This window comes from Burkholderia sp. 572, assembly GCF_040545135.1.
In the GTDB taxonomy this organism is placed as follows: Bacteria; Pseudomonadota; Gammaproteobacteria; order Burkholderiales; family Burkholderiaceae; genus Burkholderia; species Burkholderia cepacia.
The window spans coordinates 30,859-51,767 of record NZ_JBEPLH010000014.1 but is presented as its reverse complement, the minus strand read 5'-3'; the positions used below and the strand labels follow the sequence as shown (position 1 = coordinate 51,767).

Here is a 20,909-nt window from a genome sequence, read left to right as displayed (position 1 = left end):
GGCCGCGTTCGCGCACCAGCCCGGCGGCGCGCTCAGAATTGCGCCTGCAGCGTGACCGCCCTGGCATCGCGCCAGACGGTCAGCGGCACCACGGTGCCCTTGGCGGTCGCATGCACGGCGTCGGCCAGGTCGGCCATCGTCTTGAGCGGGCGATCGCCGAACCGGATCAGCACATCGTAGTTCTTCAGGCCGGCGCGATCGGCGACGGTGCCGGGCAGCACACCGAGGATCTGCAGCGCGCCGCCGGGGAGCTTCATGCCCGACTGTACCCGCTCGTCGAGGTCGACGAAATGCACGCCGAAGCCCATCGGGCGGCCCCTCAGCTCTTCCGGCACCAGACGGCGGTCGTTCGGAATGCTGGCGAGAAAGCGCGACAGGTACGCGGCCGGAATCCGGATCCTGAAGACCTTGTCGGTTGCGTCGTAGTCCGAGAGGCTGAGCACGAGGTCGGTCCCGCTGATCTCGTAGGTCTTCAGGTTGAGGCGGTCCAGCAGGATGAAGACGCCGCCGTTGACGGGCCAGGTCTTGCCGCCATCGGCTGCCGTGTTCCAGTATCCGGTGTCGTTGTAGCCGCCGCCGTTCAGCGTCGGAATCACGACGGGGAGGTCCGGCTGCCGGTAGCGGGTGCCGAATTTCCCGTAGTCGCGCACGGTATTGAAATTCCACTTCTGCTTCGTATGGAAGGCGACGGCCAGCCCCAGTACGGAATCGACGCCTTGCGGAGACTGGACCAGCGTCAGTTGCGCGTCGACGATGCCCTGGTCGGCCGATAAACCCGAATCGCTGATGGTCAATACCGGGGAATCGTAGCGGGTGTAATCCGGGAAACGCTCGGACAGCCACGTATAAACAGGCGGCGCGGCCTTTTCCTGCGCCCGTGCCGCCTGCGCGGCGAATAACGACATTGCCAGCAGGCCGGCAAATACAAAACCACGTTTCATTTCGGAATGCCCTCTCTTTGGTTTTCTGTTTTCTGAATGGAGGTGGCGCGGGCCGCCACGGAACTCCATATCTGTTTTCCGGCAAGGGTATCAGCTTTAAGCCTGCGGGTTGAAGTATGCCGTTTCCGATTCGCTTGCCCGCAATCGGGCCGCTGGTTATTCTGACGCGCATGACCCATTCGCCAATCCGTTCGATTATTCGCGCCGCGATATTGCCGGCGGGGTAGCGATCGACTGAATGGATATCGTCACAACCCGCCTGGAAGGCGGGTTTTTGCTTTCCGGGCATTCGACGGAGAACCTGGAATGCAGACGAAGTCACTTCACGCGACGGCATCGGACGATGCCGTGTTGCTCCACATGGTATGCGGCAAGATCGCTTCCGGAAAATCGACGCTCGTCGCGCGGCTCGCGAGCGCCGGGCCGGTCGTTGCGATCAGCGAAGACGCGTGGCTCGCGCATCTTTATCCGGGCGAGATCCTGTCGATCGACGACTACGTCCGGTGTGCACGGCGCGTCGGCAACGTGATTGCAGATCAGGCCCGCGCGGTGCTGCAGGCCGGCGTGTCGGTGGTGCTGGATGTGCCGTTCAATACCGTCGCCGCGCGCGCATGGGGGCTCGCCGTTTCGCAGGCCGCCGGCTGCGGTCATCGGCTGCATTACGTCGACGTCAGCGATGCCGTTTGCAAGGCGCGGCTGCGCGCACGCAACGCGCGAGGCGACCATCCGTTCCAGGCATCGGACGCCGAGTTCGACAGGATGACGCGGTACTTCGTCGCGCCGGCGGCGACGGAAGGGTTGAACATCGTCGCTTATGACGAAGCCGGCGTCGTCAGGCCGGGTTCGTAAAGGAGGCCCGTCGATTGTCCGCCCGGACGGGCGCGAAACCGCTCATCGTCGATTGAACCAAGGGCGTTCCGGCCGGCGGCGGCGTGCCCTTTGCAGCGCGCCGGAGCCGGAGGAGAATACCCGCGGAAATCTCTTCGGAGGCTGCCCGACATGGCCCGATTTCAGCCCGACGGATGGCATACCGTCACGCCCCGCATCGTGGTGCCGGATCCGGAACACCTGATCGAATTCATGCGATCGGTATTTCACGCCCAGGGCGCGTTTCGACCCGGGTTGCCCGCGGAAATCCGGATCGGCGATTCCGTCGTGATGATCAGCGGCGAGGACGGCCTGCGCGATCCGATGCCCGCGTTTCTGTATGTCTATGTCGAGGATGCCGACCTGACCTATCGGCGGGCGCTCGCGGCACACGCGATTTCGCTCGAAGCGCCGGCCGACATGCCGTATGGCGACAGGCGGGCTATGGTGAAAGACCGCTGGGGAAATACATGGCAGATCGCCACGCATCAGCGCGATCTCTCGGTTGACGAGATCCGTTCACGGCTGGCCGGCGGTGGTTAGATACCTGTCGGGACGCGTCGAGCGATTCGCGTGCCTCGTGTTCCTCGTGTTCCGCCCGACGCTCGTGGAAAGCGACCCACGCAATCGTTGGTACTGCTTGGCGCACGGGTCGAGTGCACCTTTCTGCTTCCTTTGTCGCAATCGTCAAGATTCGCGTCGCGTGCGGATAAAACCTCCCGGTTCCACCCGCCGTTAACCCGTTCGCAGCCCATGCGCCGCGTGTTGCGACACGGCGCGCGTCTTTCGTGATCCGGAATCCACATCCGCCGCTGGCCGCGCCCGGCCGGCGCAAGGGAACGTCATGCGAAAACAACTCACTATCCGTGGTGGTCTCGTCGCGACCATCGCGGGCTATACCGTGCTGCTCGTGCTGGTGGTCGGCGCATGCATCGCGGCCCTCTATATGGGCAACGGTTCGCTCGAGGCGATGTACCGCGACGACACCGCGTCGCTGTTGCACCTGAAGACCAGCTCCGAGCGCATGCTCGTGCTGCGCGAACGGATGAGCGACGTCGCGCAGGTCATCAGCGCCGGCCGGTCGGCGAAGGAAGAGGTCGCGAAAGTCCACGCGCTCCTCAAGCAGAGCAACGACGAACTGGATGCCTACGCGCGCCTGCACGCGCGCAGCGCCGACGAACAGGCGCTGTTCGACACGCTGCAGAATCGCCGTCGTGCCCTGCTCGACGGCGTGTTCCTGAAGGCGCTCGCGCAACTCGACGGCGACGACGCGTTCGGCTTCCTCGACACGCAACGCACCGCGCCGCCGGCCCTGTTCACCGCGTACCAGGAGGCGATCGATGCGCTCGAATCGTTCCAGGTCGCGCGTGAAAAGGCGCGCTACGAGGCGGCCGGTGTCCTTTTCCACCGGATCGTGTGGGGGATGGTCGCGGTCGCGGTGCTTGCGCTCGTCGTCGGTTTCGTGGCGCAGCGCGTGCTCGCGAAGGCGATCATCGAGCCGATCAGGCTCGCGGTCGGCCAGTTCGAAAAGATCTCGAAGGGCGACCTGACCGGCACGGTCGTCGTGCCCGGCGAGAACGAGATGGCGTATCTGTTGCATGCGCTGAAGCGGATGCAGGACGGCCTCGTCGACACCGTGAACCAGGTGCGCACGAGTACGGAGACGATCGTCGGCGACGTCCGCACGATCGCGAGCGGCAACGTCGACCTGTCGGCGCGCACCGAGCAGCAGGCCGTTTCGCTGCAGCAGGCGGCGGCGAGCGTCGAGCAGCTGACGGCGGCCGTGCGCCAGAACGCGGACAACGCGCGCGATGCCCGCACCTACGTCGAGGGCGCGGCGGGCATCGCGTCGCGCGGCGGCGACGCGATGCAGCGCGTCGTCGAGACGATGTCGGCGATTTCGCACAGTTCCGCGAAGATCTCCGGGATCGTCGGCGTGATCGAAAGCATCGCGTTCCAGACCAACATCCTTGCATTGAACGCTGCCGTCGAAGCCGCGCGCGCGGGCGAGCAAGGGCGCGGCTTCGCGGTCGTCGCGACCGAAGTGCGCGGGCTCGCGCAGCGCTGCGCGTCGGCGGCGAAGGAAATCCGCGAGCTGATCGGCCATTCCGCGCAGCGCGTCGAGGACGGCAGCGGTCTCGTCGCCCTGGCCGGCTCGGCGATGGCCGAGCTCGTCGCCGCGGTCGAGCGCGTCAACACGATCATGAGCGACACCAGCCACGCGTTCGAAGAGCAATCGTCGGGCATCGAGCAGGTGAACGCCGCGGTCATCCAGATGGAGCAGGCGATGCAGCGCAATGCCGCGCTGGTCGAGGAGGCCGCGGCCGCGGCGCTGTCGCTCGACGAACAAGGCGCGCGGCTGAGCGCGGCGGTCGCGCAGTTCCGTCTGCGTGACGACGCGCTCGCGTGATGTCTCGAGGCGGGCGGCGGGTACCGGATCGTCGGGCCGCGCTCGCGTCACGACACGGTGCGGACGTCGTCGAAGCAGCACACTTCTGGTGCGGACATCCTGATCGCCGATATTGACGCAACCGATGCGCCGGCACGATGAGGAACCGGATCCGGGCGAGCGTCGAACCCGATGCGCCGCTGTTCGCGTTCCGTGCCCGCGACGCGGCGACGGCGGCGCGGCGACGCCTGTCGGCAAGGGCGGCAGCGCGATTGCCGCCAGGTTCTCCACAGGGTTATGCACGGAAATTGTGGATAAGTCGGAGGACGGTGCATAACTGCCGACGCGTTCCTGAACGCGGAGGTTGCAATGTGACATCGCGCGGCGCGAATTGCTTTGCTGGAAAGATCGTTTAGCGGCCGAAGCGGATCGGAATAGCATGACGACTCCCCTCAACCGGCCGTCGCATGCGAGGCCGATGATTGCGACCGTACCGGCCCGACCATGACGACACTGAACGACTATCTCGAACAGAAGCGCGACGCCTGGCTCGCGAAAAAGGATGCCGCGCGCAACGATCCGGAATTCAAGGCGACGCCGCTGAAAGCGACCGTGCGTGCACTGGGCCGCAGCGGCGTGCGCGAGATCCGCATTCGCGATTTCCAGGTGATCAGCGACAGTCCGCCCGATTTTGCCGGCTACAACCTCGGGCCGGCGTCGCCTGAGTTGCAACTCGGCGTGCTCGGCAGTTGCCTGACGCACATCACGCTGATCCAGGCCGCGGAGCGCGGCCTGAAGATCGACTCGATCGAAGTCGAGGTGACCGGCGACCAGCATCCGCTCGCGCAGCAGCCGGGCTTCGAGCATGTGCCGGTGTTCCCGCACAACCTCCGCTACACGCTCGATATCGTGTCGCCCGAACCGCCGGAGACGATTCGTGCACTGCATCAGGCGGTCGAGGCCGTGTGCCCGATCTTCAACCTGTTGACGCTGCCGCAGACCATCGACGGCGAATTGCGGCATACGCACGGTTGAGCACGGTTGATGTGCGTCGGTGCACCGGCGCGTCGCGGCCTTGCATGGGGCTGCGACGTGAGCGGGCACGCTCGATCTCCCGCGCACCCTGTTGGGGCGCCGATACGACGGCGACGCTCGCCGCACGCGCGTGACACTGCGGATGCGTTGCCCTGGCGTTGAACGTGTGCCGGATCGGGGTCGGGAGATGCCGGCGACGAATCGGTGATGAATCAGCCCGGAATCAGCCCGCGCGAATTCCGGAGTCCTCACGCGGGTTGCCGTGCGTCAAACGCTTCGCTCCATCGACACGATCCTGAAGATGCTGGAATGCGTCCAGCAGCCGCGCGCGCAGCACGGCCAGCGACGGGTCGCGGCGGTCGCGCGGTCGTGCGGCCTCGACATGGATCTCGTCGTCGATGCGGCCCGGGTCGGGCGCGAGCATCAGCACGCGATCACCCAGGTACAGCGCTTCGTCGAGATCGTGCGTGACGACGATCGCGGCCATCCGGTGCCGCGCGACGACATCGAGCAGCAGCGTCTGCAACCGCATCCGGGTCATCGCGTCGACCGCGCTGAACGGTTCGTCGAGCAGCAGCAGATCCGGTTCGCCGAACAGCCCGCGCGCGATCGCGGCGCGCTGGGCCATTCCGCCCGACAACGTGGCCGGCAGTTGCCGGGCGACGCCGGCAAGGCCGACTTCGTCGAGCAGCCGGGCGACGGCCGGCGCGCGCCCGCCTCGCGGGCCGGCCGCAAAGCCGACGTTGTCCGCGATCGATAACCACGGCAGCAGTCGCGGCTCCTGGAAGATCACGCCGACGCGCGGGGAGGGGCCGTCGAGCGCGACGCCTCCCAGCTTCACGCTGCCGCGGAAATCCGTGTCGAGGCCGGCGACGATCCGCAGCAGCGTGCTCTTCCCGCATCCGCTCGGGCCGACCACGCAGACGATCTCGCCGCGCGTGACCTGCAGCGGGACGTCGGCGAGGATCGTGCGGTCGCCGTAATACTTGCGGGTGATGCGCAGGTCGAGCAGCGGTGTTGCCGCGTCCGCTGCCGTGTGTGCGGAAGCGCGCGTGCTCATGTCGACACCTTGCGTTTCGCGTGATCGAATGCGTCGCGCCAGCCGAGCCAGTGCGACTCGATGCGTGCCATCGCGCCGTCGGTCAGCTTGCCGAGCAACGCCAGCAGCAGGATCGCGCCGAACACGAGATCGGGCCGCCCGGTCTCGCGGCCGTCGCTCAGCAGGAAGCCGAGGCCGCGCGTGGCCGCGATCAGCTCCGCGGCGACCATGAACATCCACGCGAGGCTGAGGCCGGTACGCAGGCCGGTGACGATTTGCGGCAGCGCGGCCGGCAGCAGGATTCGCCGGAACAGCGCGAGCGGGCCGAGCCGGTACACGGCGCCAAGCTCGACGAGCTTGCGGTCGACGTCGCGAATGCCGGCGACCACCGCGAGATGGACGGGGAAGAATGCGCCGATGGCGATCAGCGTGATTTTCGGTGCTTCATCGATGCCGAGCCACAGCAACAGCACCGGCACCCACGCGAGCGACGGAATCGCGCGCAGCGCCTGGAACGTCGGTTCGAGCAGCGCGTCGATCCGTCGGCTCAGGCCCATCGCCGCGCCGACGGCGAGCGCGAGTACGGCGCCGGCCGCGAAACCCGCCGCGACCCGCAGCGTACTCGCGCCGACGTGGCGCGCCACGCGCGTGATGCCCATGCCGGCGAGCGTGGCGAGAATCTCGCTCGGCGCCGGAACGAGATGGGCCGGCAGCCAGCCCTGGCGCACGACGACCTCCAGCAACGCGAGCACCGCGAACGGCAGCGCGAGGCCCGCGAGCCGCCACCGGCGAAGCGGATCGCGCCGGCCGGCGCGCGGCGACGCGGGGCGGCGAGGCGCGAGCGTGTCGTCGCGGGCAGCGCTGTTCGTCATGGGCGGCAGGCTCAGTGCGAAGCGGCGACGAGCGGGCGCACGAACGCCGGATCGATCAGCGTATCGACGATCTTCGCGGGATCGACACCGGGTTTGGTCAACTGCTCGGCCGTCAGCACCGGCGCGGCCGCCTTCAGTGCCGCGCGCTGCGTTTCGCCGGGTACGGGATCGCTGAAGTCGTTGCGCTGAAGCTGCAGTTTCGCCACCGGCAGCGACACCTTCGATTCGTCGGCGACGATCTGCGCGGTGTCGGCCGGATGCGCGACGATCCACTGCCGCGCGCGATCGTAGACCTTCAGTACGCGCGTGACCGCTTGCGGGTACTGGCTGGCGAACGCGTCGCGGACGTTCAGGAAACCGTAGGTATTGAACGCGACGTTGCGGTAGAGGAGGCGGGCGCCGTCGTCGAGCTGCGCCGCGGCCATGTGCGGATCGAGGCCGGCCCATGCATCGACCTGGCCGTTGGCGAGCGCGGTGCGCCCGTCGGGATGCTGCAGGTTGACGATCTCGACGTCGTCGCGGGTCAGGCCCACCGTGTGCAGTGCGCGCAGCGTGAACAGGAACGGATCGGTGCCGCGCGTCGCGGCGATTTTCTTGCCCTTCAGGTCCGCGAGCGAGCGGATCGGCGAATCCTTGCGGACCACGAGCGCGGTCCACTCGGGGCGCGAGAACACGTAGACGGTATGGATCGGGTTGCCGTTCGCGCGTGCGAGCACCGACGCGAGACCCGCGGCGGAACCGAAGTCGACCGCACCGCTGTTCAGGTATTCGAGTGCGCGATTGCTGCCCAGGCTCAGCACCCAGCGAATCGACGTGCGGTCGGCCTTGAATTCGTCCTCGAGCCAGCCGAAGTGGCGGATCACCAGGCTCTCCGGCGAGTAGTACGCGTAGTCGACGCGGATTTCCGCGGGCGTCGCCGCGCGTGCGTGCACCGACACGAGGCCGGCGAACGCGGCAACGACGAGGGCCGCGGATTGCCATGCGCGGGACCAGGACAGCTTCATCGGGGATTCTCCGGAAGAGCGGCAACGAGCCGGGGACAGGCAGGGTGACCGGCTAATGTAGCGAAGCCGCGGGGTTTCGGTAACGAAGAAATCCGCGATTGAACATGCGCGTTGCTGATAAGCGCGGGCGGCGGGCAACTTTATGACGCGGGTCGATTAATTTATCGGTTTATATCGCTTGGGAGAACCGGATCGGAAGAACAGAATGCCTGCTGCCGGAGCTCGACGGCGTTGCGTGTCGAGAGGCGTGCAGTTGCGAAGGGGCGTTACCGGCCGCGATTGAACACGCACGACTTCCGGCTTCATGCAGACATCGCCGGCACGTCGGCGGAAAACAAAGGAGTGCGATGAGTTCGATCGACCTGAATGCCGTCACCCCGGCTTCCTCCCCCATTCGCTCGGCAAGCGACGTCGCGCGCCTGATCAACACGGTGGACAGCTCCGTCAGCCATGCCCGGATGATCGTGCTGCTGGCGCTCGGCGGCGTCTTTCTCGATGCATACGACCTGACGACGCTGTCCTACGGGATCGACGACGTGGCGCGCGAATTCGGCCTGACGCCCGCGCTGACCGGGCTGGTCGGGTCGGCGATCATGATCGGGACGATCTTCGGCAGCCTGATCGGCGGATGGCTGACCGACAGGATCGGCCGTTATCAGGTGTTCATGGCCGACATGCTGTTTTTCGTGGTCGCGGCGATCGCGGCCGGTCTTGCGCCCAATGTATGGGTGCTGATCGCCGCGCGCTTCGTGATGGGGCTCGGTGTCGGCATCGACCTGCCCGTCGCGATGGCGTTTCTCGCGGAATTCTCGAAGTTCAACGGTCGCGGCAACAAGGCGTCGCGGCTCGCCGCGTGGTGCCCGATGTGGTACGTGGCGTCGTCGGCGTGCTTCCTGCTGATCTTCGGGCTGTATTTCCTGCTGCCGGCCGAGCACGCGGGATGGCTCTGGCGCGCATCGCTGATCTTCGGCGCGGTGCCGGCCCTCGTCATCATCCTGTTCAGGAACCGCTTCATGAACGAGTCGCCGCTGTGGGCCGCGAACCAGGGCGACCTGGCCAATGCCGCGAGGATCCTGCGCGAGTCGTACGGGATTCACGCACACGAGGCGGAGGACGCACGGCGCGCGCCGAGCCAGCCGCCCGTGCGCATTCGCGTGCTGTTCCAGCGCCCGTACCTGGGGCGCACGATCGTCGCCAGCGTGATGAACCTGTGCATTCCGTTCGAATACACGGCGATCGCATTCTTCCTGCCGTCGATCCTGTCGCAGTTTCTGGGTGCGGGCGTGTTCGAAACGATCGCGGCGTCGCTGGCGCTGAACGTGCTGTTCGCGTTCACAGGCGGTTTGCTGGGCATGCGCCTGGCCCATCGCCATGCGTCGCGCCATGTCGCGATCGCCGGTTTCGCGCTCCAGTTCGTCGCGCTCGTGGCGCTCGCGCTGGCCGGGCATCCGCATGGCGCACTCGCGATCGGCTTCGTGCTGCTGATGCTCGGCACCTGGCTGTTCGCCGAAGGGTTCGGGCCCGGCGCGCAGATGATGATCTATCCGACGCTGTCGTATCCGGCGTCGATCCGCGGTACCGGTGTCGGCTTCGGGCGGTCGCTGTGCGGCATCGGCCAGGCGCTGGCGCTGTTCGTGCTGCCGATCCTGCAGGCGCGTCTCGGCACGGACATGTTCTGGGTCGTCGCGATCAGCGCCGCGACGCCGATCGTGTTCCTGCTGATCGTGCGTTATGAGCCGACGGCGCGGGACATCGACGACGACGGCGCAGAGTGAAGGCGGTCGGGATCGTTCGTCGGCTGGAAAACGCGCGCGCTTTCTTCAGTGCGCGCGTCGTCGTTACCGAGATGTCTGCATTGCTGTCGATGCGCGAGTGCGCAGGCAGAACGCGCAGCGGGGCTGCGCCGGGCTTCTTCGAGTGAGGGGGAGAGCAGCGATCGGGCGAGGTGTCGGGCGAGCGGCCCGACGCACCGGTTGCTGCCTGTCGTGCAGCCGGCCGGCCCGCACATGGGCCGACCAGCCGCCGCAATGCCGTCCGCTCAGGCGGCTACCCGCTCGGCATCGCGCTTGACCTGCTCGATGTCGCGGAACTGCGCGGCCGGATGTTCGTCCGGCAGCCGCGCCGACCCGCCGAACAGTTTCTCGCGCAGCGTGCCCGGCGCATAGCCGGTCGGATACACGCCGCGCCGCTGCAGTTCGGGTACGAGATGACGCACGACGTCCTCGAAGGTTTCGTGCGCGACCGCATACGCGAGGTTGAAGCCGTCCACGTCCGTGGCGGCGACCCATTCCTGCAGGATGTCCGCGACCGTCGCCGCCGAGCCGACGAACACCGGGCCCAGGCCGCCGATGCCGCCCCAGGCCGCCAGTTCCTCGATCGTCCAGGCGGTGTCGCCGCCCGACAGATGCTCGACCGCCGACACGATCGCATTCGTCTCGACGCGCCGGACGGGATCGTTCGGCGCGTACTGGCCGAAGTCGATGCCGGTCCAGCCCGACATGAATACCAGCGAGCCGTCATACGACACGTACTTGCGATATTCGTCGAACTTGGCCTGCGCCTTCTCGTCGGTTTCGTCGACGATCACGGTGACGAGGTTGTAGATCAATACCTTGCTCGCATCGCGCCCCGCGGCGGTGGCCTGCGCGCGCACGTCGGCCACGTAGCGCGCGAGCTGCGCGCGGGTCGGCGCGGCGACGAACACGCATTCGGCATGCTGCGCGGCGAACGCCTTGCCGGGGCCGGACGCGCCGGCCTGGAACAGCACCGGCGTGCGTTGCGGCGACGGTTCGCACAGGTGGTAGCCGGGCACGTCGAAGAAGCGGCCCTTGTGGCCGATCTCGTGCACCTTCTCCGGATGCGTGAACACGCGGCCGTCGCGGTTGCGCACTACCGCGCCGTCTTCCCAGCTCCCTTCGAACAGCTTGTACAGCACCTCGACGTATTCGGCCGCGACCGCATAACGATCGTCGTGCGTGCGCAGGCCGTGATCGCCGATGTTCTTCGCGCCGCTTTCTAGGTAGGACGTGACGATGTTCCACGCGAGCCGGCCCTTCGTGTGATGATCGGCGGTCGACAGCCGGCGCGCGAACGTGTACGGGTGTTCGAACGTCGTCGACGCGGTGATGCCGATGCCGAGATGCTCGGTCGCCATCGCGATCGGCGCGGCGAGCTGCAGCGGATCGTTGACCGGGATCTGCGCGGCCTGGTGCAGCGCGTGATAGTTGCTACCCTTGTAGACGTCGTAGTAGCCGATCACGTCCGCGATGAAGATCGCGTCGAAGATGCCGCGCTCGAGCACGCGGGCGAGGTCGGTCCAGTAGTCGAGATCCTTGTACTGCCACGACCGGTCGCGCGGATGGGCCCACAGCCCGGGCGACTGGTGGCCTACGCAGTTCATCTCGAACGCGTTGAAGCGGATGGTCTTGCCGGTCTTGCTCATTGGGCGGCTCCGGTTTCTGCTTGCGTGCCCGCGCCGTTGCCGACCTGCCAGACGAAAGGCGGCGTGCGCCCGTTGATGACCCAGTCGCCGACGATCCGCGCCTTGTAGACGAGCGGATTGTGCGATGACACGGTGCGCGCGTTGCGCCAGTGGCGGTCGAGCGCCGTCGTGCTGCGGGTGGCGGACGCCCCGAGCGCGTCGAACAGGTGCGTCGCCGCACGCAATACGAGTTCGGACACGACGAGCTGGCTCTGCGCGGATTCGATCTCGGCCGCGACGTTCGCATCGTGCTCGGCCGCCGCGTCGCCGCCGAAGTGCGCTTCGTAGGCCCGTTGCAGCGGCTGAGCGGCGCGCTGCGCGAGCGCGTCGGCCGCGTAGGCCCACGACGCGATCTCGCCGACCACCTGCTGCAGCTGCGCGTCGTCGCCCGCACGCGGCGCGTTGCCGTGGCTGTACACGCGGGTGCGGTGGCGCACCAGCTCGCCGGCGTCGCGCACGATCGCGTGGCCGATGCCGGCCAGCGTCGCGACGTGGAAGAGCTGGTAGAACGCGGTCTGGTACTTGAAGCGTCGCGCGAAGTCGATCACGTCCCGTGCGTCGACCGTCGCGTCCTCGAAGCGCGTGGTGCCGCTGCCGGTCGTCGTCTGCCCGAAGCCGTCCCAGTCGTCTTCGCGGATCACGCCGGGCTGTGCGGTCGCGACGGCGACGATCACGTCGCTGCCGTCGCTCGCGCGTTGCGCGAACACGTCGATCCAGTCGGCAAACAGGCTGCCGGTGCTGTAGAACTTCCGGCCGTTCAGCACGAGCCGGCCGTTCTTTTCCGACACCTTCGTGATGGTCTGGCCGAGCGACACGTCGCCGGTCTCGGTCCATGCATTGCCGACGAGCTGGCCGCTCGCGAAGCGGTCGAACCACGTCTGGCGGTCGGCGCCGGGCGGCGCGTTCAGCCAGTCCTCGACGAACGCGAAGTGCCCGCGCAAGGCCTGCGGCAGATTGGAATCGGCGGCGGCGAGCTCGGTCAGCAACTGGAACAGCTGAGGCAGCGATGCGCCGGCGCCGCCGTCGCGCACGGGCAGCCGGACGGCGCCGAAGCCGGCGGCCTTCAGCCAGCCGATCGCCTCGTGCGGCAGTTCGCGGCGGCGTTCGCGTTCCGCGGTGCCGGCCGCGATGCGTTCGAAGATCGGCCTGAAGCGGCTGGCAAGCGCGTCATAGTCGGTGCCGGTGGAAAGTTCGGTTGCGGCGGGAGATGAAGTCATGCGGTGATCCTTGAAAGGCGGGGGCCGTCGATGCCGGCAGGCCAGTATAGGAAGCACGATGCGGACGATCCAATAACGGATTCGTACATCCTTATCGCTGCCGGGCATTACGCGGGCGACGCGCCGTGGCATCGATGCCGGGGTGTCGATATCGCTGCTGACGCGCGGTTTTTTGCGCGCGGCGTGCCGCATCGTTTGCCGTTCGAAGGAATATCGTTGTGCGAATCGCTCGGTTTGCCGGCGCTCGGGGCGCTGCTAGATTGAACGTTTCCGTCAACCAGCAGGAGAGCCCGATGTCAGAGACGAGCGCCACGATCCAGGAACGACCGGCCGATACGCAACCGCAGGCGGCCAGCGTGATCGCCGACGACGCACAGGCCATCGCGGCCGCGCATGCGCTTGCGCAACGGCTTGCGCAAGGCGCGGCCGAGCGCGACCGCGAGCGCCGGTTACCGCGCGACGAGATCGAATGGTTCTCGCAGTCGGGGCTGTGGGCCATCACGGTGCCGAAGGCTTACGGCGGTGCGGGCGTCTCGCATGTGACGCTGACGGAGGTGGTGAAGATCGTCGCCGCGGCCGATCCGTCGCTCGGGCAGTTGCCGCAGAATCATTTCGGGCTGGTCGACGTGATCGCGCTGACCGGCACCGACGCGCAGAAGCGCCTCTTCTTCTCGGAAGTGCTGAGCGGGAAGCGGTTCGGCAACGGTTTTTCGGAGAAGGGCACGAAACACGTGCTCGACCTGAAGACGCGCGTGCGCCGGGACGGCGACGACTACATCGTAGACGGCACCAAGTTCTATTCGACCGGGGCGCTGTTCGCGCATTACGTGCCGGTGCTCGGTCTCGACGACGAGCGCCGTGCGTGGCTCGCATACATCCGCCAGCCGGCGCCGGGGCTGACCGTGATCGACGACTGGTCGGGATTCGGGCAGCGGACCACCGCGAGCGGCACGGTCGTGCTCGACAACGTGCGCGTGCCTGCGTCTCACGTGCTGCCGGCGCAACGCGTGTCGGACCTGCCGACGCTGAACGGCCCGCTGTCGCAGATCATCCAGGCCGCGATCGACGCGGGCATCGCCCGGGCCGCGCTCGACGATACGCTGGCGTTCGTGCGCACACGCACGCGGCCGTGGGTCGACAGCGGCGTCGAGCGTGCGGTGGACGATCCGCTGACGATTCGCGAGATCGGCCATCTGCACATTCAGCTGCATGCGGCGGAGGCGTTGCTCGAGCGCGCGGCGCGCACGCTCGACGAGATCGCGGCGCGCGGCGACGTGACCGAGGACGACGTTGCGCGCGCGTCGGTAGCGGTGGGCGAGGCGAAGGTGCTGACGACGGAGATCGCGCTGCTCGCGGGCGAGAAGCTGTTCGAGCTGGCCGGCACGCAGGCGACGCTTTCCGAGCACAACCTCGACCGGCACTGGCGCAATGCACGCACGCATACGCTGCACGATCCGGTGCGCTGGAAATATCACCTCGTCGGCAACTACTACCTGAACGGCGTGCGCCCGGCGCGCCATGCGTGGAATTGAATCCGTTTCGATCGTGGCTGTTTCGCTCGGCGATGACCGAGTGAGCCGCCGCGGTCTGATGCATCCACACGATCGTGTGGCGAACCCGGCACTGCGTTCGACGCGCAGGCGCCGGGATCAACGGCGGATCGGGCTGCCGATCGTGTGCCGTGCGGCACTTGCGGCGATAATCGGCGTCCCGACCTCGACCGCCGCCCCTCATGACCCTCCCTGCGTTCGCACCCTTTCAGGATCTGGCCAAGGCCCTGCTGGCTCACTGGAGCGGCGCCGACGGCGACGGTTCCCACGACACTTCGCATCTGCAACGCGTGTGGAAGAACGCGGCCGCGATCCACGCGAAGGAGGGCGGCGATGCCGAGGTGCTGTTCGCCGCGACATTGCTGCACGACTGCGTGGCGGTGGAGAAAGATTCCCCGCTTCGCGCGCAGGCATCGCGGCTGTCGGCGCAAAAGGCCCGGCAGGTGCTGAAGTCGCTGGATTGGCCTGACGCGAAGGTCGACGCCGTTGCTCATGCGGTCGAGGCGCACAGTTTCTCGGCCGGTGTCGCGCCGACGACGCGCGAAGCAAAGGTGTTGCAGGACGCCGACCGGCTCGATGCGATCGGGATGGTAGGCGTCGCGCGGTGCTTTTATGTCGCGGGCCGGATGGGCAGCGCGCTGTACGACCCGGCCGATCCGCACGCATCGGAACGGGAACTCGACGACACGCGTTTCGCGATCGATCACTTCCGCACGAAACTGCTGAGGCTTTCAACCGGTTTCCAGACCGTCACCGGTACCCGGATGGCGATCGTTCGTCGCGACCGGTTGCAGCGCTTTCTCGACGAATTTGCGGACGAAATCTGATCCGGCCGCATTCGGTGCAGCATTGCGTTGACGGAGTTCAGGCTGGCATCCGGATGTCGTGCGCATCAACCCGAAGCGGCAGGTGCCGGTGCTGATGGACGGCGATCCCGCGCTGTGGCCGGCGCGTATTCGTACGCCGATATCGCGTTCTACATGGCGCAGTTGTTCGGTGCGCGCAAGGGCGCACCGATGACGGATGAAACGCCGCGCCTGCTCGCGTGGCGCGAGCGGATAACCGCACGTCCCGCCGTGCGCAAGGTCGCCGGCGCGATGGCCGGGTATCTCGCCTCGATCGGAGAAGCGGTTCCCGATTTTCTTCACGAGGTCGACTCGCTGCCTTCGGGAGCGGACGGACGCAGGAAGACGGCCTTCGGCGACGATTGCCGCTGAAGGCCGCGTCGGCGCTTGCCGTGTTCAGCCGCGGATGAACGCGAGCAGGTCGGCGTTGATCGTGTCGGCGTTGGACGTGGGCATGCCGTGCGGGAAGCCCTGGTAGGTCTTCAGCGTGCTGTTCCTCGCCAGCTTCGCCGACAGGAGACCGGAATCGGCATACGGGACGATCTGGTCGTCGTCGCCATGCATCACGAGAACGGGAATCGTGGTGCATTTCAGGTCTTCGGTGAAGTCGGTCTGCGAGAACGCGACGATGCCGTCGTAGTGGGCCTTCGCGCTGCCCATCATGCCCTGCCGCCACCAGTTCCAGATGACGCCTTGCGACGGTTTGGCGCCGTCGCGGTTGTAGCCGTAGAACGGGCCGGCCGGGACGTCGTAGTAGAACTGCGCGCGGTTCGCCGCGAGCTGCGCCTGGAGGTTGTCGAACACGGCTTTCGGCAGGCCGCCCGGATTGCTGTCCGTCTTGACCATCATCGGCGGAACCGCGCTGATCAGCACGGCCTTGGCGACGCGGTCTTCGCCGTGACGCGCGACGTAGTGGATGACTTCGCCGCCGCCGGTCGAATGGCCGACATGAACGGCGCCTTGCACGCCGAGGTGGTTCACGACCGCGGCGACGTCGTCCGCGTAGTGATCCATGTCATGGCCGTCCCAGACCTGGCTGGAGCGCCCGTGGCCGCGACGGTCGTGCGCGATCACGCGATAACCCTGGGCCAGGAAGAAGAGCATCTGCGCATCCCAGTCGTCGGCGCTGAGCGGCCAGCCATGATGAAAAAAGATCACCTGGGCGTCGCGCGGCCCCCAGTCCTTGTAGAAGATGTCGACGCCATCCTTCGTTGTGACGTATCCCATGTCTGCTCCTATTCGGTAGGCGATATCGATGCGTGACGGTCTTGCCGTTCGCGATGATCGCCAGGCCGGTGCTGTGTCCGACGCGGCTTCGGCCGTCCGGCCGGCCTGGCGATGCGCTCACTGTAGGTTTAAAGTTAGGTTTAATGTCAACACGGTTGCGAGGCAGGTATGAGAATTGGAGAGCTCGCGAAGCTCAGTGGCCTGACGGCATCGCGGATCCGTTTCTACGAGGCTGAAGGGCTGCTCACCGCGGTCGAGCGCGGCACGAACGGTTATCGCGACTACGGCGAAGACGCGGTGTGGATGCTCGAGATCATCGCCGGCGCGCAGCGCGCCGGGTTCTCGCTGGAGCAGATCCGCCATCTGCTGCCGGTGAAAGCCGGCAACTGGCAGCATGACGGGCTGGTGGCGGCGCTCGAACGGAAAGTCGTCGAGATCGAGGCGATGCAGAAGCGTCTCAAGGAGAACAAGGCGCAACTGCTCGTCGCGATCGACAGCATCCGGAACCGGCCGACCGAACTGAACTGCTCGGAGCGTACGCGGTGGGTGATGGACCGGTTGCGCAAACCGGCAGTGGTGCCGATACGCGGCAAGGGCCGGCGCACGGCCGCCAAATGATTCGGCGCTCCCGCCGGGCGCACCGGCCGGCCGTCCCGACGCGATCCGACGCGCCCCTCTATTCCGCTCCTTGACCTTAAAGTTGACTTCAATCCTAGAGTGCTTGCTGACGGCGGTGAGTCAGCGGGCTTCGGGTGTTGCCTGCCACGGTCGATCATCGACGAGAGGCGACGAACATGGACAGGCGGTTTACACAGGTCGAATTCGGGCCGCACACGGTCGACGTGCCCGAAGGCGGGTACTACGACCGGTTCCGGATGAATCCCGACCTCGACGAGGTGGCGCGAGATCCCGCCGCGGGGAACATCGATTTTTTCCGTCGGATTCCGAAGCGTCAGGTCGCTTCGCGGGTCGGCCCGACCTGGGCACCGAATTTCTACTACCGTTCCAGCAGCATCCAGCTGCTGTTCCTTGCGCCGCTCGAACGCCTGCGGACCACGCTGCCGGTGCCGCTCGAACCGCTGCGTGCGCTGCCCGGGTACGGGTTGGTCGCGCTGACCTTCTTCTCGTATTCGGTGTGCGACAACGATCCGTATGACGAAGTGTCCGTCGCGGTGGTTATCCGCCGGCCCGGCGCGACAGGGTCGCACGCGCGCGAGCTGATCGATTCGATGCGGCGCCGGAGCTTCTTCGCGCACGTGCTGGCGCTGCCGGTCACCACGGAAATCGCGCGAGTGCGCGGCGTGCACGGTTATCAGTTGCCCAAGTGGCTTGCCGACATCGACGTGGACCTCGGCGCCACCGCCCGCGCACGCATCGCCGGCCCGGGCGGCCGGCCGGACCTGAGCCTGAGCGTGCCGCTGCCGGTACTGACCCACGTCGCATCGCAGTCGCACATGGGCTCGACGACGATGATCAATCGCATCGACGGCGAATGGCACCAGACATCGGTGCAGACGAATGCGCTATCGTTCGCCCAGCGCCTGTTGCCGCGCAACGTCGAGCTCGTGCGGCACGGCGGCCCGTTGAGCCAGCTGCTCGACGGGCTGGGCGCGTCCACCATCCTGCGTCTCGACGTGGTGAAGGACGCGCAACTGGTCCTGAACCTGCCGACCCCGTTGAAGGCCTTCGATGAACCCGGAAAGCAACGCTGACGCCACGTCCGTTCGCGGTACCCCCGCGCCGAAGGAATCCCCCATGAGGAACCGCCCATGACCCGGCCGACCCACGATCTCGTCGTATTTGGCGCCACCAGTTTCGTCGGGCAGATCCTGGCCCGCTACCTGTCCGAGTACCTGTCGGGCTCCGGCGAGACGCTGCGCTGGGCCATCGCCGGCCGCTCCGAAGCGAAGCTCGGGCAGGTCAGGGATACGCTGGGTGCGGCCGGGCAGTCGGTGCCGATCATCGTTGCCGATGCGGCCGACGAAGCGCAGCTTCGAGCGCTCTGCGCGCAGACGCGCGTGGTCGTGTCCACCGTCGGCCCCTATGCGCTTTACGGGGAGCCGCTGGTCAGGGTCTGCGCGGAAACCGGCACCGACTACTGCGACCTCACCGGCGAAACACAGTGGATCAAACGGATGATCGACAGGTACGAGCCGGCGGCGCGGCAATCCGGCGCGCGCATCGTCCATTGCTGCGGCTTCGATTCGGTGCCGTCGGACATGGGCGTGTTCTTCCTGCAGCAGCAGGCGCGGCAGCGGTGGGGCGTGCCGGCCGCGCAGGTGAAGATGCGCGTCAGGACGCTGAAGGGCGGCGCGTCGGGCGGCACGGTGGCGAGCGTGATCAACGTCGTCCGCGAAGCGGCCGCCGATCCCGCGTTGCGCAGGGAACTGCTCGATCCTTATTCGCTGTGCCCGAAGGGGCACGGCTTCACGGTACGCCAGCATGCGGTGCGATCCGCGGCGTTCGATCGCGACTTCGACGCGTGGATCGCGCCATTCGTGATGGCGGCGATCAACGAGCGTGTCGTGCATCGTTCCAATGCGCTGGCCGGCAACGCGTACGGCAGCCGCTTCACGTATGACGAAGCGGTGATGACGGGCACGGGCCTGAAGGGCCGCCTGACGGCGCTGACGATGGTGGCCGGCCTCGGCGCGTTCATGGTCGGTGTCCTCATCAAGCCGGTGCGCAGCCTGATGGAGCGTTTTCTGCTGCCGAAGCCCGGCGAGGGGCCGAGCGCGGCCGCCCAGCTGGCCGGCCGTTACGATTTGCGTTTCTTCGGTCGTGCCGACGACGGGCGGACCTTGCGCGTGAAAGTCACCGGCGACCGCGATCCGGGCTATGGCTCCACCGGCAAGATGCTCGGCCAGGCCGCGATCGGTCTCGCGCTGGATTACGGCGGAGACGGTGTCAAGACCGGCCGCGGCGGCGGCTTCTGGACGCCCGCGACGATGTTCGACGAGCGCTACATCGAGCGCCTGGTTCGCCACGCGGGGCTGCGTTTCGACGTGATGTGAGTGCGCGCCGTCGGCCCTGCGACAGGAAGCCGATAAAGATCGGATAGCGAATCAATTTCAGGAGACAACCTGCAGTCACGACGGGACGGATGGCCGGATGCGATCCGGCGAAGGAGTATCGGAACATGAAGATCGGGGAACTGGCGGAACGCACCGGCCTTACTCCTTCGTGCATCCGCTTCTACGAGCGCATCGGTCTGTTGACGCTCGTCGCGCGCGAAGCGAACGGCTACCGCTCCTATCCGCAGGAAGCGGTGACGGTGCTCGATCTGATCACGGCGGCGCAGAAGGCGGATTTCAGCCTCGACGAGATTCGCACGCTGATTCCGGCCGGCCTCGCGCAGTGGCCATGCGATTCGTTGCTGGAGGCGCTGCACCGCAAGGTGCGGGACATCGAGGCACTGGAGGCGCGGCTGGCGCGCAGCAAGGGGCAGGTCTTGTCGCTGATCGCCGAAATCGCGGCGAAACCGGCGTCGGTCGATTGTGCGACCCATGCGAAACGATTGCTGTCGCGGGTCCCGCCGGGGAATGCAGCGGATGGCGGCGAGGCCGCCGCCGATCGCGACGAACCGGTGTTGCGCCGGCCGACCCGCGCGTAGCGGGGCGCCGGCGCATCACCTCACAGCAGCGCGACGACCTGCTCGGCGGTCGCCTTCGCCGATTGCGGATTCTGGCCGGTTACCAGACGGCCGTCGACGACGACGTTCGACGTGAACGGCAGCAGCGCCTTCTCGTAGCGCGCGCCACGCTGCTGCATCTGCTCCTCGACGTTGTACGGCACCTTCTTCGCGACACCGGCGAGGATTTCCTCCACCCACGAGTAGCCGGTGATCCGGCGTCCGGCAACCAGCAGCGAGCCGTCCGACAGCGTCGTGTTCAGCAGCCCGCAGTAGCCGTGACAGACCGACGACACGACGCCGCCGCGCTCGTAGATCTCGCGCGTGAGCCGCTGCAGCCCCGCGTCGTCCGGGTAGTCCCACATCACGGCATGGCCGCCGGTGAAGTAGATCGCGTCGAAATCGGCCGGATCGATCTCGTCGGGGCGCGCGGTATTGGCAAGCAGGGCCGCGTTGGCCTTGTCGGCGCGCCACGCTTTCGAGGCGGCGTCGGCGTGCGGCCATTTGAGCGAGCGTGGCTCCAGCGGCGACACGCCGCCCTTGGGGCTCACGAGCCTCTGCTCATAGCCTTTCGCCGCGAAGATGTGGTGGGCATGAGTCAGTTCGGACAGCCACAGGCCGGTCGGTTGCGACGGGTCGGCGTAGTGCGCGACGTTGCTGACGACGTGAAGGATGCGCTTGCTCATGATGCGGATTCCTTTTCATCGGCCACGGGCGGACGTCTTCTACGTGCCGCCGGATTGTCGGATGGCAGTACACATACCCATGGCCTCGATACGCTGCCGAGGCAAACCATAACCTTTAAGCAAAG

At 67.0% G+C, this 20,909-nt stretch carries 20 protein-coding genes; 12 read left to right on the top strand and 8 right to left on the bottom strand.

Annotated elements, in window-relative coordinates; genetic code table 11:
• Window positions 1-32 precede the first annotated feature (32 nt).
• Window positions 33-1,010, bottom strand: a complete 978-nt coding sequence (locus tag ABIC51_RS25565) for a PDZ domain-containing protein (protein WP_080981887.1) — start codon at window positions 1,008-1,010, stop codon at window positions 33-35.
• Window positions 1,011-1,247: 237 nt separating this feature from the next.
• Between ABIC51_RS25565 and ABIC51_RS25560 the strand changes: the two genes are divergently transcribed.
• The 4 genes from ABIC51_RS25560 (at window position 1,248) to ABIC51_RS25545 (ending at window position 5,232) form a co-directional block, all read left to right on the top strand.
• Window positions 1,248-1,790 carry a P-loop nucleotide/nucleoside kinase family protein gene (locus tag ABIC51_RS25560; protein WP_059693580.1) on the top strand — a complete coding sequence of 181 codons (543 nt, stop codon included), beginning with the start codon at window positions 1,248-1,250 and terminating at the stop codon, window positions 1,788-1,790.
• Window positions 1,791-1,940: 150 nt separating this feature from the next.
• Window positions 1,941-2,351 (top strand): VOC family protein, encoded by a 411-nt coding sequence (locus ABIC51_RS25555; RefSeq protein WP_226129253.1) that lies wholly within the window; start codon window positions 1,941-1,943, stop codon window positions 2,349-2,351.
• Window positions 2,352-2,652: 301 nt separating this feature from the next.
• Window positions 2,653-4,218 (top strand): methyl-accepting chemotaxis protein, encoded by a 1,566-nt coding sequence (locus ABIC51_RS25550; protein ID WP_021160216.1) that lies wholly within the window; start codon window positions 2,653-2,655, stop codon window positions 4,216-4,218.
• Window positions 4,219-4,701: 483 nt separating this feature from the next.
• Complete coding sequence (locus ABIC51_RS25545; protein ID WP_021160217.1) at window positions 4,702-5,232, top strand: OsmC family protein; 531 nt, start codon at window positions 4,702-4,704, stop codon at window positions 5,230-5,232.
• 223 nt (window positions 5,233-5,455) lie between these two features.
• On the opposite strand, the gene ABIC51_RS25540 is transcribed toward ABIC51_RS25545, so the two are convergent.
• Genes ABIC51_RS25540 through ABIC51_RS25530 form a run of 3 tightly spaced genes read right to left on the bottom strand, consistent with a single transcriptional unit; the run spans window position 5,456 to window position 8,147 of the window.
• Complete coding sequence (locus tag ABIC51_RS25540; RefSeq protein WP_226129250.1) at window positions 5,456-6,292, bottom strand: ABC transporter ATP-binding protein; 837 nt, start codon at window positions 6,290-6,292, stop codon at window positions 5,456-5,458.
• The gene (locus ABIC51_RS25535; RefSeq protein ID WP_060357823.1) at window positions 6,289-7,143 is read right to left on the bottom strand and encodes an ABC transporter permease; all 855 of its coding nucleotides are present in this window, start codon (window positions 7,141-7,143) and stop codon (window positions 6,289-6,291) included. The genes ABIC51_RS25540 and ABIC51_RS25535 overlap by 4 nt, the downstream gene beginning before the upstream one ends.
• Window positions 7,144-7,154: 11 nt before the next feature.
• Complete coding sequence (locus ABIC51_RS25530) at window positions 7,155-8,147, bottom strand: aliphatic sulfonate ABC transporter substrate-binding protein (RefSeq protein ID WP_060198709.1); 993 nt, start codon at window positions 8,145-8,147, stop codon at window positions 7,155-7,157.
• A gap of 347 nt (window positions 8,148-8,494) precedes the next feature.
• On the opposite strand from ABIC51_RS25530, the gene ABIC51_RS25525 reads away from it, so the two are divergent.
• Complete coding sequence (locus ABIC51_RS25525; RefSeq protein ID WP_059682970.1) at window positions 8,495-9,922, top strand: MFS transporter; 1,428 nt, start codon at window positions 8,495-8,497, stop codon at window positions 9,920-9,922.
• A gap of 263 nt (window positions 9,923-10,185) precedes the next feature.
• On the opposite strand, the gene ABIC51_RS25520 is transcribed toward ABIC51_RS25525, so the two are convergent.
• Window positions 10,186-11,589: an LLM class flavin-dependent oxidoreductase gene (locus tag ABIC51_RS25520; RefSeq protein WP_226129249.1), complete on the bottom strand. Its 1,404-nt coding sequence runs from the start codon at window positions 11,587-11,589 to the stop codon at window positions 10,186-10,188.
• Complete coding sequence (locus tag ABIC51_RS25515; protein ID WP_060085913.1) at window positions 11,586-12,845, bottom strand: acyl-CoA dehydrogenase family protein; 1,260 nt, start codon at window positions 12,843-12,845, stop codon at window positions 11,586-11,588. Before ABIC51_RS25515 ends, ABIC51_RS25520 begins: the two co-directional genes overlap by 4 nt.
• Before the next feature lie 293 nt (window positions 12,846-13,138).
• Between ABIC51_RS25515 and ABIC51_RS25510 the strand changes: the two genes are divergently transcribed.
• The 3 genes from ABIC51_RS25510 (at window position 13,139) to ABIC51_RS25500 (ending at window position 15,612) form a co-directional block, all read left to right on the top strand.
• Window positions 13,139-14,377: an SfnB family sulfur acquisition oxidoreductase gene (locus tag ABIC51_RS25510; RefSeq protein WP_059586026.1), complete on the top strand. Its 1,239-nt coding sequence runs from the start codon at window positions 13,139-13,141 to the stop codon at window positions 14,375-14,377.
• Window positions 14,378-14,577: 200 nt separating this feature from the next.
• On the top strand, window positions 14,578-15,222 hold the full coding sequence (locus tag ABIC51_RS25505) for an HD domain-containing protein (RefSeq protein WP_027792081.1): 645 nt from the start codon (window positions 14,578-14,580) through the stop codon (window positions 15,220-15,222).
• A 27-nt stretch (window positions 15,223-15,249) separates the two neighbouring features.
• Window positions 15,250-15,612: a glutathione S-transferase family protein gene (locus ABIC51_RS25500; RefSeq protein ID WP_226212373.1), complete on the top strand. Its 363-nt coding sequence runs from the start codon at window positions 15,250-15,252 to the stop codon at window positions 15,610-15,612.
• Between the two features lie 24 nt (window positions 15,613-15,636).
• Here the strand turns inward: ABIC51_RS25500 and ABIC51_RS25495 are convergent, their stop codons facing one another.
• Window positions 15,637-16,467, bottom strand: coding sequence for an alpha/beta fold hydrolase (locus ABIC51_RS25495; RefSeq protein ID WP_146253006.1), 831 nt, complete (start codon window positions 16,465-16,467; stop codon window positions 15,637-15,639).
• Window positions 16,468-16,635: 168 nt separating this feature from the next.
• Here ABIC51_RS25495 and ABIC51_RS25490 point away from each other — a divergent pair, with 168 nt between their 5' ends.
• The 4 genes from ABIC51_RS25490 (at window position 16,636) to ABIC51_RS25475 (ending at window position 20,080) form a co-directional block, all read left to right on the top strand.
• Window positions 16,636-17,085 (top strand): MerR family transcriptional regulator, encoded by a 450-nt coding sequence (locus ABIC51_RS25490; protein ID WP_027792078.1) that lies wholly within the window; start codon window positions 16,636-16,638, stop codon window positions 17,083-17,085.
• A 176-nt stretch (window positions 17,086-17,261) separates the two neighbouring features.
• A complete protein-coding gene (locus ABIC51_RS25485) occupies window positions 17,262-18,179 on the top strand; it encodes an acetoacetate decarboxylase family protein (protein WP_027792077.1) in 918 nt (305 codons plus the stop codon).
• A 57-nt stretch (window positions 18,180-18,236) separates the two neighbouring features.
• On the top strand, window positions 18,237-19,481 hold the full coding sequence (locus tag ABIC51_RS25480; protein WP_027792076.1) for a saccharopine dehydrogenase family protein: 1,245 nt from the start codon (window positions 18,237-18,239) through the stop codon (window positions 19,479-19,481).
• A gap of 125 nt (window positions 19,482-19,606) precedes the next feature.
• The gene (locus ABIC51_RS25475; protein ID WP_027792075.1) at window positions 19,607-20,080 is read left to right on the top strand and encodes a MerR family transcriptional regulator; all 474 of its coding nucleotides are present in this window, start codon (window positions 19,607-19,609) and stop codon (window positions 20,078-20,080) included.
• A gap of 20 nt (window positions 20,081-20,100) precedes the next feature.
• Here ABIC51_RS25475 and ABIC51_RS25470 read toward each other — a convergent pair whose 3' ends face one another.
• Window positions 20,101-20,784 (bottom strand): type 1 glutamine amidotransferase domain-containing protein, encoded by a 684-nt coding sequence (locus ABIC51_RS25470; protein ID WP_027792074.1) that lies wholly within the window; start codon window positions 20,782-20,784, stop codon window positions 20,101-20,103.
• Between the last annotated feature and the right edge of the window lie 125 nt (window positions 20,785-20,909).